The organism is Streptomyces sp. CB02923 (assembly GCF_001905005.1).
Classification (GTDB): Bacteria; Actinomycetota; Actinomycetes; order Streptomycetales; family Streptomycetaceae; genus Streptomyces.
The window spans coordinates 666,614-683,637 of the sequence record NZ_LWKZ01000012.1 but is presented as its reverse complement, the minus strand read 5'-3'; the positions used below and the strand labels follow the sequence as shown (position 1 = coordinate 683,637).

The 17,024-nt window shown below is 69.2% G+C and carries 5 protein-coding genes; 3 read left to right on the top strand and 2 right to left on the bottom strand.

Annotated elements, in window-relative coordinates; all coding sequences use genetic code 11:
- Positions 1-105 precede the first annotated feature (105 nt).
- Together A6A06_RS14490 and lat are read right to left on the bottom strand one after the other, a co-directional pair.
- On the bottom strand, positions 106-11,268 hold the full coding sequence (locus A6A06_RS14490; RefSeq protein ID WP_199930865.1) for a non-ribosomal peptide synthetase: 11,163 nt from the start codon (positions 11,266-11,268) through the stop codon (positions 106-108).
- Positions 11,269-11,489: 221 nt separating this feature from the next.
- Positions 11,490-12,857, bottom strand: a complete 1,368-nt coding sequence (gene lat, locus A6A06_RS14485; protein WP_073761604.1) for an L-lysine 6-transaminase — start codon at positions 12,855-12,857, stop codon at positions 11,490-11,492.
- 264 nt (positions 12,858-13,121) lie between these two features.
- Here lat and A6A06_RS14480 point away from each other — a divergent pair, with 264 nt between their 5' ends.
- The 3 genes from A6A06_RS14480 (at position 13,122) to amaB (ending at position 16,882) form a co-directional block, all read left to right on the top strand.
- Positions 13,122-14,327, top strand: coding sequence for an aminotransferase class V-fold PLP-dependent enzyme (locus A6A06_RS14480; protein ID WP_073761603.1), 1,206 nt, complete (start codon positions 13,122-13,124; stop codon positions 14,325-14,327).
- 68 nt (positions 14,328-14,395) lie between these two features.
- Positions 14,396-15,331 (top strand): 2OG-Fe(II) oxygenase family protein, encoded by a 936-nt coding sequence (locus tag A6A06_RS14475; protein ID WP_073761602.1) that lies wholly within the window; start codon positions 14,396-14,398, stop codon positions 15,329-15,331.
- 12 nt (positions 15,332-15,343) lie between these two features.
- The gene (gene amaB, locus A6A06_RS14470; protein WP_073761601.1) at positions 15,344-16,882 is read left to right on the top strand and encodes an L-piperidine-6-carboxylate dehydrogenase; all 1,539 of its coding nucleotides are present in this window, start codon (positions 15,344-15,346) and stop codon (positions 16,880-16,882) included.
- Positions 16,883-17,024: the final 142 nt, after the last annotated feature.

The following is a 17,024-nucleotide window of genomic DNA, read 5'->3' as shown; positions in this document are numbered from 1 at the left end:
TGACTGGACGCGACGGGAAGCCTTTTCCTCCGGGCGGCCGAGCGCCTCATACGCCCGGCCGCGACCTGTGCTGCACCACTGCGGATGCGCCGCACCACTGCGGATTCAACGCCCCATCAGTCTTTTCCTCCGCGATGTCGAGATGCGCTCGCACATACCGATGACCAGACGTTCGTTGCGCACCCACGAATGGTGGGTCTCACCGCGCAGCAGGTTCTTCTCGATGGACTCGGCCGGCAGGAGGGCGTCCAGGCCGTTGTAGGGCGACCGCTGATAGAACGCGAACAGCCGGCGCTGCTGGTCGTCGCGGACGATGTCGTTCGGTTCGCCCGCCTTGAACAGCACCAGATTTCCGATGCCGGCGCCGAGCCGCTCCAGGTCGGTCCGGCTCGGAGCGTAGTGGTAGTTGATCGGGTCGAGGATGTCCTCGACGTCGGGGAGCCCGATCCGGGCCGACGCCTCCCGTACGTTGAGGTACGGGTCGACGAGGAACAGGTCGTCGATCTTCTCGCCCGCACGCGCCAGTTGCAGCGACACCTCCAGAGCGAGGACTCCGCCGAAGCTCCAGCCGAGGAAACTGTACGAGCCGGACGGCTGTAGCTGCCGGATGTGCTCGATGTAGAACCGGGCCAGGTCCTCGAAGGACTTCATCGGAGCGTGCAGGTGCACATTGTTGAACAGCACGATCCGGTGCCCCGGCAGCCGTTGCGCGATATTGCTCAGGTAGCTCTCGGCGCCGCCCTCGCCGGGCGGAAAGGCGAAGAGGGTGTGTTCCGCGCAGTCCTCGTTCACGAGCAGGTACGGGTCGAAGGCGTCCGCGGGAGCGGTCTGCGGTCCTGCCTGCGCGTGACCGGTTCCGTTGCCCGCCACGGTTGATGTGTGGGCGATCAACTTCTCCAGCCAGGCTTCCAGTTCGCTGGTGAACCGCCGGGTGGTGGCCCGGTCCAGCCGGCTGTCGACCACCGTGACCAGGCGGCCGTCGGCGCACCTCATCGTCACGTCGAGGCTGAACTGGTCGGCGCCCCGGTTGCGGCCGGAGATGTTGCTGCCGGACATCACCGAGTCGATGTGCCAGCCCGCCGTCTCCCCCGGAGCCTGCTGCCCCTCGTCGGGCATCCGCCCGAGGTAGTTGAAGCTGACCAGCGGAAGCGGCGCGCGCTCACCGCCGTACCTGCCGAAGAGGGCGCCGTATCCGATGCCGTGGTGGGGCACCCGCCGGGCGGCCGCCTTCGTCCCGCGAATGCTGCGTCCGAGGTCCTGGGGGTCCACCTCGACGGCCAGCGGATGCATCGTCGTGAACCATCCGACCGTGTCCCGGACGTCCGGGGCTCCGTCGAACCGTTCGCGGCCGTGGCCTTCGACGGTGAGGTGGTTCGTCGCCAGCCCGGTGATCGACCGCAGCGCGTATCCGGTTGCCGTCAGCAGCAGGTCGTTCATGGTGGTGTCGTACGCCCGGTGGCTCTCGGTGAGCAGGGTCCGGGTGTCCGACGGGTTCAGCGCGAATTCCTCCCGGTGCGTCGCCGCGCCGTTCGCCGCCGCGCCGTCCGCCGCCGCACTGTCCGTCGCCGCCGACAGTCCGCCCCGCGACGCGGCCACGGCCCGTGCGGTCTCCGCCCAGAACCGCTCCTCGTCCGCTCCGGGGACATAGCGGCGCAGCGCCTCGGCCCACTGCCGGTAGCTGCTCGTCTTCTCCTCCAGCTCCCCGCCGTGGTACAGGATCTCCAGGTCCTGCGCGAGGATGTGCCAGCTGACGGTGTCGACGATCAGGTGGTGCAGGGCGAACCAGACGCGGGCGGTGCCGTCGTCGAAGCCGTGGAGGTACGCCGCGCAGTGGACCGGCCCGTGTTCCAGGTCGAATCCGCTCTGCCATTGCGCGAGTTGCCTGCTGATGTCCTCGTCCGGCATGCCGTGTACGTCGAGTTCATGCAGGACGACGTCCTGGCGGTCGGCGGCGTAGGTCTGGGTGATCTCCCCGTCGTCACCGGACGCCGCGTAGCGCAGGCCGAAAGCGTCATGGTGTTCCACCAGCTTCGCCAGGGCCGCACGCAGCTTCGGCACATCGAGCAGTGGTGTCCTGACGGCGAAGTTCTGGTTCCACCAGTCGCGGTCCGCGAGCGGCTTGGCGAAGAACCACTCCTGGATGGGTAGCAGCGGGCAGTCGCCGGTCAGCCTGCCCTGTTCGGGCTCCGCGCCCGCGTCGGTCTTCGTGCCGTGCCCGCTCCACGTTCCGGCCAGTACGTTGTCGGCCAGCTGACGGACGGTGGGGAAGTCGAAGATGTCCTTGACGCTGACCTTGCGCTTGACCTCCCGCTGTACCTGGCTCGCCAGGCGCAGGGCGCTGATGCTGTCGCCGCCCGACCGGAAGAAGTCGTCTTCGATGCCCACCGTGCCGCCCGGCAGCTGGGCGCTCCACAGCTGGCACAGCCGCGCCTCGGTACGGTTGCGCGGGGCCGCGTAGGCCGCTCGTTTCGCCGCGAGGGCCACCTTCGGCAGCGCCTTGGTGTCGAGCTTCCCCTGGGTGGTCATCGGCAGCGGCCCGTCCAGCCGGACCAGCAGCGACGGCACCATGCCCGGCATCAGCTTCGCCCGCAGGACGGCGAAGATCTCGTCCTCGTCGACGGCCGCGCCGTCGTCCGCCACGTAGTAGCCGACGAGCCGCTTGCTGTCCGGCGCGCCGTCGTCCGCCGTGACGACGACGGCGCACTCCCGTACGTGCGGACAGCGGGCCAGGACCGCTTCCACCTCCGCGGGTTCGATGCGGAGGCCGTGGATCTTGACCTGGGCGTCGTTGCGTCCCACGTACCGGATCTCGCCGTCGCGGGTCCGCCGGACGAGGTCTCCGGTGCGGTACATGACGGGGCCGCGCCCGTCACGGCCCTCGGCCCCGGGCCGGAAGGGGTCCGGCAGGAACCGCTCACGCGAGAGTTCCGGCCTGTTCAGGTACCCGTCCGTGACGCACTCGCCGGCCATGTACAGCTCGCCGACCGCTCCCGGCGGAAGCATCTGCAACGTGTCGCCGAGCACGTACAGCCGGGTGTTTCCGAGCGGTTGCCCGCAGGTGTCGAGGTAGCGCTCACCCGGCTCGAAGCGCCGGACGGTGTTGTAGACGGCCGTCTCCGTGGTCCCGTAGGCGTTGCTGATCGGGCCGGAGTACTCGCTCCGGATCTTCTCGAAGTGACGCTCGTGGAAGGCCTCCCCGGCGACGAGCACATGGCGCAGGTGCGTCAGGCGTGCGAGGTCGAGCTGCTGGATCTGCGTCGGCGTACCGCTCACGTACGTCAGGCCCGCCCGGTCGGCGTAGTCGTAGAACCCGTCGTCGTGGGCGGGTGCGGGCGGCGGGATGACGAGTGTGTGGCCGGTGAGGACCGACAGCGCCAGCTGTTCCACGGAGAAGTCGAAGACGTAGTTGGCCAGGAAGAGGACACCTTGGCGTGACACGTCGGGTGCCTCGAAGTGGCGCTTGCCCACCTGCTCCCGGAAGCTGTCCACCGCACGGTGCGGGACGAGCACCGCCTTGGGCCTGCCCGTCGTGCCCGAGGTGTAGATCGCGTAGGCCAGGTCGGCGCTCGTGACCGCCGTTTCCGGCTGCTCCGTTGCCGGGCCGTTCGTCGGCAGTGCCTCAATGTCCAGTACCGGCAGGCCTTCCAGGGCCGGCAGGCCGCGAAGCCGTTCGCCGTGGGTCCGGTTGGCCAGCACCAGCCGCGCCCGCGTGTCCTCCAGCATGAACGCGGCCCGGTCGTCGGGGTAGTCCGGGTCGATCGGCACATAGGCCGCCCCGGCCTTCCACACCGCCAGGATCGCGGTGATCATCAGCTCGCTCTTGTCCAGTACCAGGCCGACGAAGTCGTTCGGCTTCAGCTCGACGACGGTTCGCAGGTGGTGGGCCAGCCGGGTGGCGCGCCGGTCCAGCTGCCGGTAGGTCACCCGGGTGTCCTGGCAGACCACCGCGGTCTCGTCCGGCCAGGCCGCGGCCGCCTCCTCGAACGCCCCGTGCAGCGTCCGGGACGGGCCGGTGGCGCGGGCCGGCGTGGCGGTGCCGTCGCCCGCGTCGGCCACCAGCGCCGCCAGGTCCGCTGCGTCGAGGCAGGTGACGTCCGCCAGCCTGGCGTCGCCGCCGTGGGAGGAGAGCCGGGCGAACTCGCCGAGGACGTGCCGGAACGTGGTGATGAAGCCGCCGATGCTCGCGTCGTCGAAGAGCGACGCGGCGAACGTCAGGTTGCCCGCCAGGCCGCCCGCGGTCTCGGTGAGGGTGGCCGACAGGTCGAACTTGGTGGCGGTCCAGCCTCCGCCGTCCGGCTTGTAGTCGGTCAGTGCCGGGCGCTCGTCCGCCGGGGAGTCGCCGTGGGTGCGGTCCGTGACGTTCTGCAGGGTGAAGTTGATCTGCAGGACGGGGTGGCGGCTCGGGTCCTTCTCCAGGTCGAGTTCCTTGACGAGTTGCTCGAACGGCAGCTCGCCGTGCACCTGTGCCGCCACGACGTCCGCGCCGACCGCGCGGACGTGGTCCGCCAGCGTCGCGTCCGGGTCTACGCGGACGCGCAGTGCGAGGAGGTTGGCGAAGAACCCCACCGTGCGGTCGAACTCCGGGCGCCCGCGGTTGGCGGAGGGCGTTCCCACGACGAAGTCGTGCTGGCCGGTGTACATGTGCAGCATGAGGCCCCAGGCGCTGAGCAGCACACTGTAGAGGCTCACCCGCGACGACTGGGCCAGGGCCCGCAGCGCCTCCGTGGTCCGCTCGTCGAGGTCGAAATCGATCTCCCGGCCGCGGTAGTCGAACCGGGGCGGACGCGGGTGGTCCAGCGGCAGGCGGACCGTCTCGAACCCGGCCAGCGCGTTCGTCCAGAACTCGGTCAGCGTCGACAGGCGTTGCCCGGCCAGGTACTGCCGCTGCCACACCGCGAAGTCGGCGTAGGTGCCGTGGATCGTCCCCAGCTCCGCCGCGGGCACGCCGTGGAGGAGGTCCGCCAGTTCTCCGCGGAAGCCGTTCCATGACCAGCCGTCGAAGCAGCTGTGGTGGAAGACGATGCTCAGGTACACGCTGCCGGGAGCCGTGGCGAGTTCGAACAGGTCCGCCTTGAGGGGCAGTTCCTCGTGCAGGCGGAACACGTACTCGGAACGCTCGACGAGCTTCGCGTCCAGCTCGGTGGTGCTGTCGACGGTGTGCACGGCCACATCGAACTGGGCCGAGGCGTCTGCTTCCGGCACTGTGTGCTGCCTGCGGGCACCGTCCTCGTCCGTCTTGAGCAGGGTACGCAACGCGGAGTGCCTCCGCAGCAGGGTGTCCAACGCCTTAGTGATCGACTCCCGCGACACGGCACTGTCCATTGCGATCCGGAGGACGAACGGAATGTTGTAGGCAGCGGTGCCGCCCTCGAATTCGTCGATGAACAGCAGGCGCTCCTGAGCGAGCGACACCAGAGGGGCTACGGCGCCCTCCGCGGCCCGTCCGGCCGCCCGCTCAGCATGCTCGTCGTCCGCCTGTGCAGCCCATTCCCGGATGTGCTGCGCCTGTGCCCCGAGGGTCGTGTGCTGGAGCACGGTCGCGACGCCGAGGCCACGGCCGAAGCTGGTGGCGATGGCCTGTGCGAGCACCATGGCGCGGAGGCTGTCGCCACCGAGGGCGAAGAAGTCGTGATGCACACCGACGCGGTCCGGGGCGACGCCGAGCACCGTGGACCAGATGCCGCACAGCTTGGCCTCGACGTCGTTCGAGGGCGCGACGTACTCCACGCCGCCGCCGGGCCCGAAATCCGTCTCCGGAAGCCGCCGCGTGTCCAGCTTTCCGCTGGGGGTCACCGGGATGTCCGTGATCCGCAGGACGCGGGAGGGCACGACGGCTTCGGGCAGCTTCTTGCGCATCCACTGCTTCACGTCCCGCTCGTCCAGCTCGCGGTCGCAGACGTAGAAGCCGACGAGGTACTTCTGTGCCGCTCCGGACCCCGCGGCCCGGTGCTCGCGGGCGATCACCAGGGACCGGGTCACGCCGGCGTACGACGACAGGGCCGCCTCGATCTCGCCGAGTTCGACGCGCTGTCCGCGGATCTTGACCTGGAGGTCGGTACGGCCCAGGCACTCCACCTCGCCGTTGGGCAGCCACCGGACCAGGTCGCCCGTCTTGTAGATGCGCGCGTTCTGCCCCGACCGCTTCTCCTCCGCGGTCTGGAACGGGTTGGCGATGAAGCGGTCGGCCGTCAGCTCGTCGCGGTTGAGGTAGCCGCGCGCGACGCCGACACCGCCGATGTAGAGCTCGCCCATGCCGCCGACCGGGACGCGCTGCATCGACGTGTTCAGCACGTAGGCGGTGGTGTTCGCCACCGGGTGGCCGATGCTCTTGGTCGACCGCCGCTCGTCCCCCGCGTACGGCCGCTTGTGGCTGGTGATCGAGATCTCCGTCGGGCCGTACCCATTGATGACGGTGCCCCGGAACATGCCGCGGATCTTGTTGAACACCGGCTCGGTGAAGTCCTCACCGATCGCGTCGATGCGGGTCAGGGACGTCGTCGTCGTGTAGTCGTACAGCGAGAGGACCGACGGCGTTCCGGAGAGGTACGTGACCTTCTCGTCGTTGATGTACTGGTACAGGCGCTCGGCGTCCGTGCGCATCGTGTCGTCGAGCACCACCAGCTTCTGCCCGTTGAGCAGCGCGTCCGTCATCTGCTCGACGAAGTGGTCGAAGACGTAGTTGGAGAACGACAGGAGGGCTTCGTCGCCTTCGCTCTTGTCGAGCTTGAACAGCTTCGCCAGGGACACCTGGAGGTTGACGACCCCCTGGTGCTCGACGAGGACGGCCTTGGGCCTGCCGGTCGTGCCCGAGGTGTAGATCGCGTACGCCAGGTCGGTGCTCGTCACCGGCGTGACCGGGTTGTCCGTGGGCTCCCCGGCCAACGGCAGCCGCTCGATGCCGAGAACCGGGAGCCCGGCCTCGGCGGTCAGCGTGCGCAGCCGTTCGCCGTGGATCTCGTTGGTCACCACGAGGCGGGCCGCGGTGTCCTGGAGCATGAACGCGATGCGGTCGTCGGGGTAGCCCGGGTCGATCGGCACATAGGCCGCCCCGGTCTTCCACACCGCCAGGATCGCGATCATCATCAGTTCGCTCTTGTCCACCACGAGGCCGATCAGGTCGTTCGGCCGCAGCCGGACGACGGACTCCAGGTGGTGCGCCAGCCGGTTGGCGCGCTCGTTGAGCTGCCGGTAGGTCAGCCGGGTGTCGCGGTAGACCAGCGCGATCTCTTCCGGCCAGGCCGCGGCCTTCTCCTCGAACACCCCGTGCAGGGTCGCCTCGGCCGGGAACGGCGTCTCCGTGCGGTTCCAGGCGTCGTAGCGCTCGACCATCGCGGGCGGTACGAGTGCGAGGCCGTCGACGGGCTGCGTGATGTCGTCCGCCACCTGCCCGAACAGCGTCCGTGTCACGTCGAGCAGCGTGTCGACGGTGTCGTCGGCGAACAGCTCCCCCGCGTACCAGAGGGTGACCGTCAGCTCGTCGCCCTCCTCCCTGGCCACGACGGCGATCGGGTAGTCGACCTTGTCGGCGTCGTAGGCCTTCTCGAAGCGGAGCAGCTCGTCATGGGTCCGCTGCTCCGCCTCGTCCAGGAGGAGCGGGTAGTTCTCCAGCACGAGCAGCGTGTCGAAGAGCCGGCGCTTCATGCCGCCGGTCTCCAGGCGGCCGAGTTCCACGGTGCTCTTGCTGTTCATCGTGTTCACGGCGGACTGGATGTCGCGGATGGCGGTGCCGACGCTCCGGGCGGCCTGGTCGTCGTGGTCGACGATCACGGGGAGCGTGTTGATGAACAGGCCGACCGAGTTCTCGATGCCGTCGATCTGCGGGTTGCGCCCGGACACGATGGTCCCGACCACCGTGGTGTTGCCGCCGCCGATGGCGTACAGCACCTTGTGCCACACGAACTGCAGCACCGAGTGCAGGGTGACGGAGTGGGCGGCGCACACCGCCTTGAGCGCGGCGGTCCGCTCCGCGCCGAGGCTCAGCTTCTTCGTCCGGTGTTCGCGTACGTGGTCGTACTCGCTCAGCGCGACCTGGTACCGGATGTCCTCGCGGACGAGGCCGCCGAAGTCGCCGCGCTCGTCGATGCACTCGACCTGCCGCGTCCAGTAGTCGACGTGGTCGTTGCGGTGCGCGTCCCAGTCCCGCTGCGCCGCCGTGTACGCGGTGTCCACGGCCGGCTCGATTTCTTCGCCCTGGGCCAGGCGCAGATACATGCGGTGCACGTCGTCGTGGAGGACCGGCAGGCTCCAGCCGTCCAGGATGATGTGGTGGCAGCTGAAGAGCAGCGAGAACAGGTCCTCGCGCTGCTTGATCAGGTACACCCGGAAGAGGCGGCCGGTGCCCGGGTCGTACGGCTCGGTCCGGTCCCGCTCCTGGAGCTCCTTGATGCGGGTGTCCTGCCCGCCGGAGTCCGCCACGCCGGTCAGATCGACGAAGCGCCAGTCGAAGGGCGCGTCGTCGTTGTCGATGACCTGGAGCGGCTCCTCGGCCCACTCGAAGCGCAGCCGCAGGGCGGGGTACTTGCGCCGCGCGTGCCGCCACGCCTCCTGCATCAGGTCGGGGCGGATCTCGCACCGGTAGCGGTGCACCGACTGCATGACGTAGGCGTCGTCGCCGTTCCTGCGCTTGAGGGTGTGGTAGAGCAGGCCCTGCTGGAGTCCGTTCGCGAGCAGCCTGACGGATTCGCCGTCGTCCGGGGGCGGCTCGACGGCCGCGTGCGGTGCGGGCTGCCGGTCCTGCTGCCGCTCCAGGTGCCACGCGAGTTCGCCGAGGGTCCGGAGCGTGAAGACGTCCTCGACGCTGACGGAGGCGCCGAGCCGCCGCCGCATGCGGGTGATGAGCAGGATGCAGGAGATGCTCTGGCCACCGAGGCGGAAGAAGTCGTCGCGGTCGTGGATGCGCGCGGCCGGCACGCCGAGGACCGTGCTCCAGATCTCGCGGAGTTCGTCGAGGACGCCACCGGCCGCACCCGGCGGGCGGCTGCCGCTGTCGGCGGGCGCGTCCGGCCCGTCCGTACGGGCGAGGTCCACCTCGGGCAGCGCGCGCCGGTCCACCTTGCCGTTGACGTTGACCGGGATGCTGTCGAGCCGGACCATCCGGGCGGGGACCATGATCCGTATCAGCCGCTGGTCGAGGAACGCCAGCAGTTCCTCCTCGGTCACCTCCGCGGCGGGCTCGGTCACGAAGTACCCGACCAGGCGGCGGTCGGCGCTGCCGCCGGCTCCTTCGCGGGCCACGACGACGCACTTGCGCACGCCCGGGTACTCGGTGGCCTGCGCCTCGATCTCGCCCGGCTCCACACGGACACCGTTCAGTTTCAGCTGGAAGTCGCTGCGCCCCATGAACTCCACTTCGCCGGACGGCAGTACCCGTGCCAGGTCGCCGGTCCGGTAGATGCGGGCGTTGAGGCTGCGTGCCCGGTCCTGCTCGGACCGGAACGGGTTCGTCATGAACCGCTCCGAGGTCAGGTCATCCCGGTTGTGGTAGCCCGGGGCGACACCGCACCCGCCGATGTACAGCTCCCCGATGGCGCCGATGGGCAGCTGCTTCAGGTCCTGGCTCAGTACGTACCACTTCACGTTCCGTACCGGCCGGCCGATGCTGCGGTCCCGGCGCTCCGTCGCGCCCGGTGCGAATTCCTTGACGGCGGTGACGAAGGCCGCCTCGGTGAACGCGTACTCATTGATGATCACGCCGGAGAAGGTCTCGCGGAGCTGGCGGAGCCCGGCCGCCGTCAGTTCCTCACCGACCAGCAGCAGCTTCTTCAGGCTCGTGCAGCGGCGCAGGTCGAAGTGCTGGAGCACCGATCCCGTGGCGTTGAGGTAGGTGACTTCGTGGCGCTCGATGTACGCCGGGAACTGATCGGGGTCCAGCCTGATCTCTTCGGGGACGATCACCAGTGTCTGCGAGTTGACGAGCGCGATCAGCGTCTGCCGCAGGTGCGGTTCGAAGACGTACGAGGCGAAGAGGGCGACCCGCTCCTCGCCGGGGCGCCGCATGTCGTAGCGCTCGGACAGGTCGGTGATGCTGTTCACGACGCTGTCGTGGTACTTGGGTACGCCTTTCGGCACACCGGTGGTGCCGGAGGTGTACGTGAGGTAGGCGAGGTCCTGGCTGCTCAGGGACGGGCGCGGTGCGTCTCCCGGCGGGCTCCCGGCGGCGTCCTGCTCCGCGAGCACGGTCTCGATCTCGATGATGCGGACGTCGGCGTGCCCCGGACCGAGGATCTCCCGCAGCCCCGCCGCGTGGTGCCGGTTGGTGATGATGCCGCGGAGGCCGGTGTCACGGACCACGAAGCGCACCCGGTCGGACGGGTAGGCCGGGTCGATCGGCACATAGGCCGCGCCGGCCTTCCAGATACCGAGGGTGGCGAAGACGCCCAGGTCGCTCTTGTCGAGGTACAGCCCGATCAGTTCCTGCGGCCGTACCCCCATCGCGGGGCCGAGCAGCCAGTGCGCGACCTGGTCGGCGCGCTCGTCGACCTCGCGGTAGGTCAGGCGGGTGTCGTCGAAGACGACGGCCTCGCGGTCCGGGGTCCGCCGCGCGGCGTCCTCGAACAGGTGGTTCAGCCGCTTGCCTTCCGGGAAGTCGCCGTCGGTGGCGTTCCACTTGTGCAGCTGCTCCCGCTGCTCCTGCGACGCCAGCTCGATGCCGGCGACGAGGTCGTCGGGCCGTGCGAGGAACTGGCCGAGCACCTCCCCGACGACGTCGAGCACGCCGCCGATCGTCTTGTCCTCGAACAGGTCCCCCGCGTAGGCCACCGTCCACTGGAGGCGCCCGTCGGCCTCGACGTCTCGGACGATCACCGCGAGCGGGGTCGACGGAAGGGCGTCCAGCGGCACGTCCCGGTCGGCGAGCACGAGCAGGGCGTCGAACAGACCGCGTTGCAGCACCTCGGCAGGGCTCAGGTACGCGTCTTCGCGGCGCAGTGCCTCATCGAGCTGCCGCACCGCCGCGGCGCAGGTGAGCCGGGCCTGCTCGACGTGGTCGACGACGACCGGAAGGACGCCGGCCTCTTGCAGGCCGTCCGTTCCGGTGGCGTCGACGAGTGCCGCGACGGTCTGGTTCCCGTGGCCGTACGCGCGCATGACGCAGTGCAGCGCAGCGAGCGCGTACGCACCGACCGACGCACCGTCACGGCCGCTCAGCGAGTCCTTCAGTCTGGTGTAGTCCTGCCCACCGATGAACAGGTCCTGGTATTTCGTCACTCGGATACCAGGATCGTCGTCCCGCACCGCGATCTTGTTGCGCCACTCGTCCTTCAACAGCATTTCCAGATCGCAACGCTCGCTTGACACCCCTTCGATATGGGAAGTCCAGTCCACGGCGGTCCTCGGGTACCGTGCTGATATCATTCTCGGGCTCTCCGTCATGCAGGGTGTATGCGAATGTGCCGTTGAGATGGCGCGGGAATGTCGCCTGGAAATCATGGTCACCAGACGACACATCAGGTGTCGTGCTGTTCTCCGCGGGCGGGACTACCCGTCGTACATCAGGTGGCGAGTGGCGCCACGCTGCGCGCCAGTGCTTCGAGAGCCTGGTCGATCTCGCTCTCACTGATCGTCAGCGGAGGACGGAATCGCAGGCTGCGTTCGCCGCACGGCAGCGCGATCACGCGGTGTTCCCGGTACATCCGCCGCAGGACGTCATCGCGGAGCCGGGTGTCCGGCAGGTCGATCGCGCACATCAGCCCGCGGCCGCGGGGATTGGTCACGACCGCCGGATAATCGGTGGCCAGGGCGTCGAGGCCGTCGCGGAAATACTTGCCGCTCCGCACGACGGTGTCGAAGAGCTGCGTGCGCTCGACCGTCTCCAGAATGCGGGTGGCCCGGACCATGTCGGCGAGGTTGCCGCCCCAGGTCGAGCTGATCCGGGACGATACGGTGAAGGCGTTGTCGGCGACCTCGTCGACCCGGCCGCCGCCCATCACGCCGCAGACCTGGGTCTTCTTGCCGAACGCCACCACGTCGGGCCGGAGGCCGAGCTGCTGGTAGGCCCACGCGGTGCCGGTGATCCCGCAGCCGCTCTGCACCTCGTCGAGCACGAACAGGGCGTCGTACGCGTGGCAGAGCCGCTGCATCGCCTGGAGGAAGCCGGCACTGAGGTGGTTGTCCCCGCCCTCGCCCTGGACCGGCTCGGCGACGAAGCAGGCGATCATGCCGTCGGCGGCGCGGAACGCCGCCTCGGCGGCCTCCAGCGCCCGCCTCTCGGCCGCCTCGTTGGCGGCAGCGTGCTCGGTCTGCGGGTGCCGCAGGGCCGGGGAAGGTATCCGCGGCCAGCCGAACTTGGGAAAGCGTGCGGTCTTCGCCGGTTCGGTGTTCGTCAGCGACATGGTGTAGCCGCTGCGGCCGTGGAACGCCTTCTCCAGGTGCAGGACCTGGAGACGGTCGACGGCCCCCTCGTCGAGACCGAGCTTCTGCGCCTTCCAGTCGAAGGCCACCTTGAGCGCGTTCTCCACGGCCAGTGCCCCGCCGTCCACAAAGAACAGGTGCGGCAGCAGCGGGTCGCCGAGCACGCGGGCGAAGGTCTTGACGAATCTGGCGTACGGAACCGAATAGAGGTCCGGATTGGACGGCTTGTTGACGGCTGCCGCGGCAAGTTCCCGCATGAATTCCGGGTCGTCGACAATGCAGGACGGATTGATACCGAGCGGCGCCGAGGAGAAGAAGGAAAAGAGGTCGAGATAGCGGTTGCCCGTGACGGCGTCGACCAGCCGGGTACCGGAACTGGCGGAACAGTCGAAGACGAGATCATAGCCGTCCACCAGCATGTGGGAAGCAAGCGCGCGATGCACGTCCCGCGCATTCAGGGCGCCCGCTTCCGAAAGGCCGTAGTCAGGACCACGTTCTTGTTCACCCATGTGCGAAAACTCCCGTAGGGCAGGATTAATTGTCGGACCTTTCCAGCGCTGGCTTACCGCGGCGGTGAACTGCGTGTTTTCCCTGCCATCCTGCCCGATACTGCTCTTGAGCCCCTCTTCCAGCTCTCTCGGACTTCTCTTCGCAACTTTCCGGCAACAACAGAAAGAGCCCTGTTCGAAATTGCGCGGTGGCTGCTATTCTGCTTCACGTCGACCGAGCTCCGACAGGTCCCCTTTTCTTCTGAATTTGCGGGAGATCACGACATGGCCGTTGCCGACTGGGCCGATGCCCGCGGCCGCATGCTGCTCGACCCCACCGTCGTCAACCTCAACACCGGCTCCGGCGGACCACTGCCGCGCAGCGCCTTCGAACGCGTCACCGGCCTGCGCACCCACCTCGCCAACGGGCCGATGGACTTCCTGCTGCGCGAGGTTCCCCCGCTGCTGTGGAGGGCACGCGAGCGCCTGGCCGGTTTCCTGGGCGGGGACCCGCACCGCCTGGTCCTCACCACCAACGTGACGGGGGCCGTCAACCTGGTGGCGTCCTCGCTGAACCTGGCCGCGCCGGGCGAAATCCTGCTGGCCGAGCACGAGTACCTGCCGATGCGCTGGTGCTGGGAGCGGATGGCCCGGCGACTGGGCCTGGAGCTGCGGACGTTCCGGCTGCCGGTACTGCCCGCCGGTCCCGGTGAGATCGTCGACGCCGCCGTCGCCGCGATGGGCCCACGGACCCGGCTGCTGTCCTTCAGCCACGTGGTGTCGACGACGGGGCTGATCCTGCCCGCCGCCGAGCTGTGCGCACAGGCCCGCCGACGCGGGATCGTGACCGTGGTCGACGGTGCCCACGCACCGGCGTTCATCGACCTGAACCTGGCCGGCATCCCGTACGACTTCTACGCGGGCAGCGGCCACAAGTGGCTCCTCGCCCCCACCGGCGTCGGGTTCCTGCACTTCGCCGCGAGGCACGCGGAGAGCCTCGTACCGATGCAGGTGAGCTGGGCGTATCAGCCCCCGCCGGGGAGCGGGCCGCCGGACGGGCGCGACCGGTTCGGCAGCACCCCGCGGCTGCGCAGGTTCGAGTGCGAGGGGACCCGGGACATCTGTCCGTGGCTTGCGATACCGGAGTCGATCGACTTCCAGGCGCAACTCGGGTACGACAGCATCCGCGCGCGCAGACGCGAGCTGGCCGACCACGCCCGGCAACGCCTGACCGGCGGACTGGGCCTGGAGGCGGCGACTCCCGCGGCGGAGAGCCTGTCCGGCGGCATGGTGGCGTTCCGCCTGCCCGCTGGCACCAGGGCCGACGAACTGCGCCGAGGGCTCTGGGAACGCTTCCGGACCGAGGTGTCCGTGGTCGAACAGCCGGACCGGTCACTGCTCCGGGTCTCGGCGAACTTCTACAACACCGAAGCCGAGATCGATCACTTGGCGCAGGCACTGAAGGAACTCGGGGAGCTGATGGGCGACTGAGTTCTCAGCACCTGCCACTTACCGCTGTGTTGTTGACCACCCCGTTATGAGAGGAGCAATGCGTGCCGATGGACACGACGGTGCCGACATTCAGCCTGTCCGACCTGCAAAAGGGGCTGCACCAGGACGATTTCCGCAGCTGCCTGGCGGAGAAGGGGGTTTTCTATCTGACGGACTGCGGACTGTCGGAGGCCGATCACGCATCCGCCAAGGACGCCGCCGTGGACTTCTTCGAGCACGGCACCGAGGCGGAGAAACGGGCCGTCACCTCCAGGATTCCCACCATGCGACGCGGTTTCACCGGTCTGGAGTCGGAGAGCACCGCGCAGATCACCAACGCCGGTACGTACTCCGACTACTCGATGTGCTACTCGATGGGGATGTCGGACAATCTGTTCCCCACAGCGGACTTCGAGCGGGACTGGACGCGCTACTTCGACCGTATGTATGACGCGACCCGGGAGGTGGCGCGGCAGGTCCTGAAGACGACCGGGACCGAGCCGGAAGGCGGCACCGAGGCCTTCGTCAACTGCGAACCCCTCCTGAGATTACGGTACTTCCCCGAGGTCCCCGCACACCGCAGCGCCGACGCGGAGCCCCTTCGCATGGCGCCGCACTACGACCTGTCGATGGTGACGCTGATCCAGCAGACACCGTGTCCGAACGGCTTCGTGAGCCTGCAGAGCGAGGTCGGCGACACCTTCGTGGGCCTGCCGGCCAAGCCGGACACGGTTCTGGTCTTCTGCGGAGCCGTCGCGACGCTCGTGACCGGCGGGCAGGTGAAGGCCCCGCGGCACCATGTCGCGGCGCCGGGCCGGGACCGGATCGCGGGCAGCAGCCGCACCTCCAGCGTCTTCTTCCTGCGCCCCGACTCGGACTTCACGTTCTCGGTCCCGCTGGCCAGGAAATGCGGTTTCGACATCAGCCTGGACGGTGACACCGCCACGTTCAAGGACTGGATCGAGGGCAACTACGTGAACATCCGCAGGAATTCCGAGGCATAGAGAGCAGCCGCCATGCGTACCGCAGAATTCAGCACCACCGACGGCATCCGCGTCCGGGCGGAGTCCGCCCTGACGCGGTGCGGAGTCGAACTCGCCGGGTTCAAGGGCGAGGCCGTCACCGCCCGTACGCCGATCACCGGCGCCGGCCTGATCGGCCTGCGCGCCGACACCCCGGCGGATGTCGACCGGGCCGTGGAAACCGCGCAAGCGGCGTTCCGCACCTGGCGGACCACCCCCGCGCCGGTGCGCGGGGCGCTGGTCAAGCGGCTCGGCGAACTCCTCACCGAGCACAAACAGGACGTCGCCGACCTGGTCACCATCGAAGCCGGCAAGATCCGCTCCGAGGCGCTGGGCGAAGTGCAGGAGATGATCGACGTCTGCGACTTCGCCGTGGGCCTGTCCCGGCAGCTCTACGGCCGCACCATGCCCTCCGAACGCCCCGGTCACCGGCTGATGGAGACCTGGCACCCGCTGGGCGTGGTCGGTGTCATCACCGCTTTCAACTTCCCGGTCGCCGTCTGGGCGTGGAACACCGCGGTGGCCCTGGTCTGCGGTGACACCGTGGTCTGGAAGCCGTCCGAACTCACCCCGCTGACAGCCCTCGCCTGCTCCGCGCTGCTCGACCGCGCCATCACCGAGACCGGCGCCCCGGCCGGCCTCAACCAGGTCGTCCTCGGTGGGGCCGAGATCGGCGAGCGACTCGCCGACTCACCGCAGGTACCGCTGATCAGCGCGACCGGATCGACCCGGATGGGCCGCGCGGTGGGCCCCCGGGTGGCTGCCCGCTTCGGACGCACCATCCTGGAGCTCGGCGGGAACAACGCCGCTGTGGTGACCCCGTCGGCGGACCTCGATCTCGTCGTCAACGCGGCCGTGTTCGCCGCCGCGGGCACGGCGGGGCAGCGGTGCACCACGCTCCGCCGGCTGATCGTGCACGAGACCGTCGCCGACACCGTCGTCGAGCGGCTCACCGGCGCGTACGGACAGCTCCCGATCGGCGACCCGTTCCACGACACCACCCTGGTCGGGCCCCTCGTGAACGAGACCGCCGGCGCCAGGATGCGCGCGTCCCTCGACCGCGCGGCCGCGGAGGGCGGCACCCTGTGCACCGGCGGCGAGCGGCTGCTCACCGAGGCGGCGCCGGACGCTCACTACCTCCGGCCCGCGATCGTACGGATGCCCGCGCAGACCGCCGTGGTCCGCGAGGAGACGTTCGCACCGATTCTGTACGTCCTGACCTACCGCGACCTCGACGAGGCGATCCGCCTGCACAACGACGTACCGCAGGGGCTGTCGTCCGGGATCTTCACCACCGACCAGCGCGAGGCGGAGCGGTTCCTCGCCGCCGACGGCGCGGACTGCGGCATCGTCAACGTCAACATCGGCACCTCGGGCGCGGAGATCGGCGGCGCGTTCGGCGGGGAGAAGGAGACCGGCGGCGGACGCGAATCCGGCTCCGACGCCTGGCAGGCCTACATGCGCCGCGCGACCAACACGGTGAACTACTCCGGCCGGGTGGCACTGGCGCAGGGCGTGAATTTCTCCCGGTAGACCGGCTCCGGAGGGGGCGGGCGGACAGCTCCCGAACAGGCCGTCCCCGAAGGGGACAAGCGTGGACCGGCAGCACCGGCCGGGGGCGGTGGACGCTCCCGGCCGGTGCCCGACCCTCACCGGAAGGCAGGGGCCAAGAAAC

Coding starts and splice junctions, on each gene's coding strand:
- amaB (WP_073761601.1), top strand. CDS start 15,344: ATGCGTACCGCAGAATTCAGCACCACCGACGGCATCCGCGTCCGGGCG.
- lat (WP_073761604.1), bottom strand. CDS start 12,857: ATGGGTGAACAAGAACGTGGTCCTGACTACGGCCTTTCGGAAGCGGGC.
- A6A06_RS14490 (WP_199930865.1), bottom strand. CDS start 11,268: ATGCTGTTGAAGGACGAGTGGCGCAACAAGATCGCGGTGCGGGACGAC.
- A6A06_RS14480 (WP_073761603.1), top strand. CDS start 13,122: ATGGCCGTTGCCGACTGGGCCGATGCCCGCGGCCGCATGCTGCTCGAC.
- A6A06_RS14475 (WP_073761602.1), top strand. CDS start 14,396: ATGGACACGACGGTGCCGACATTCAGCCTGTCCGACCTGCAAAAGGGG.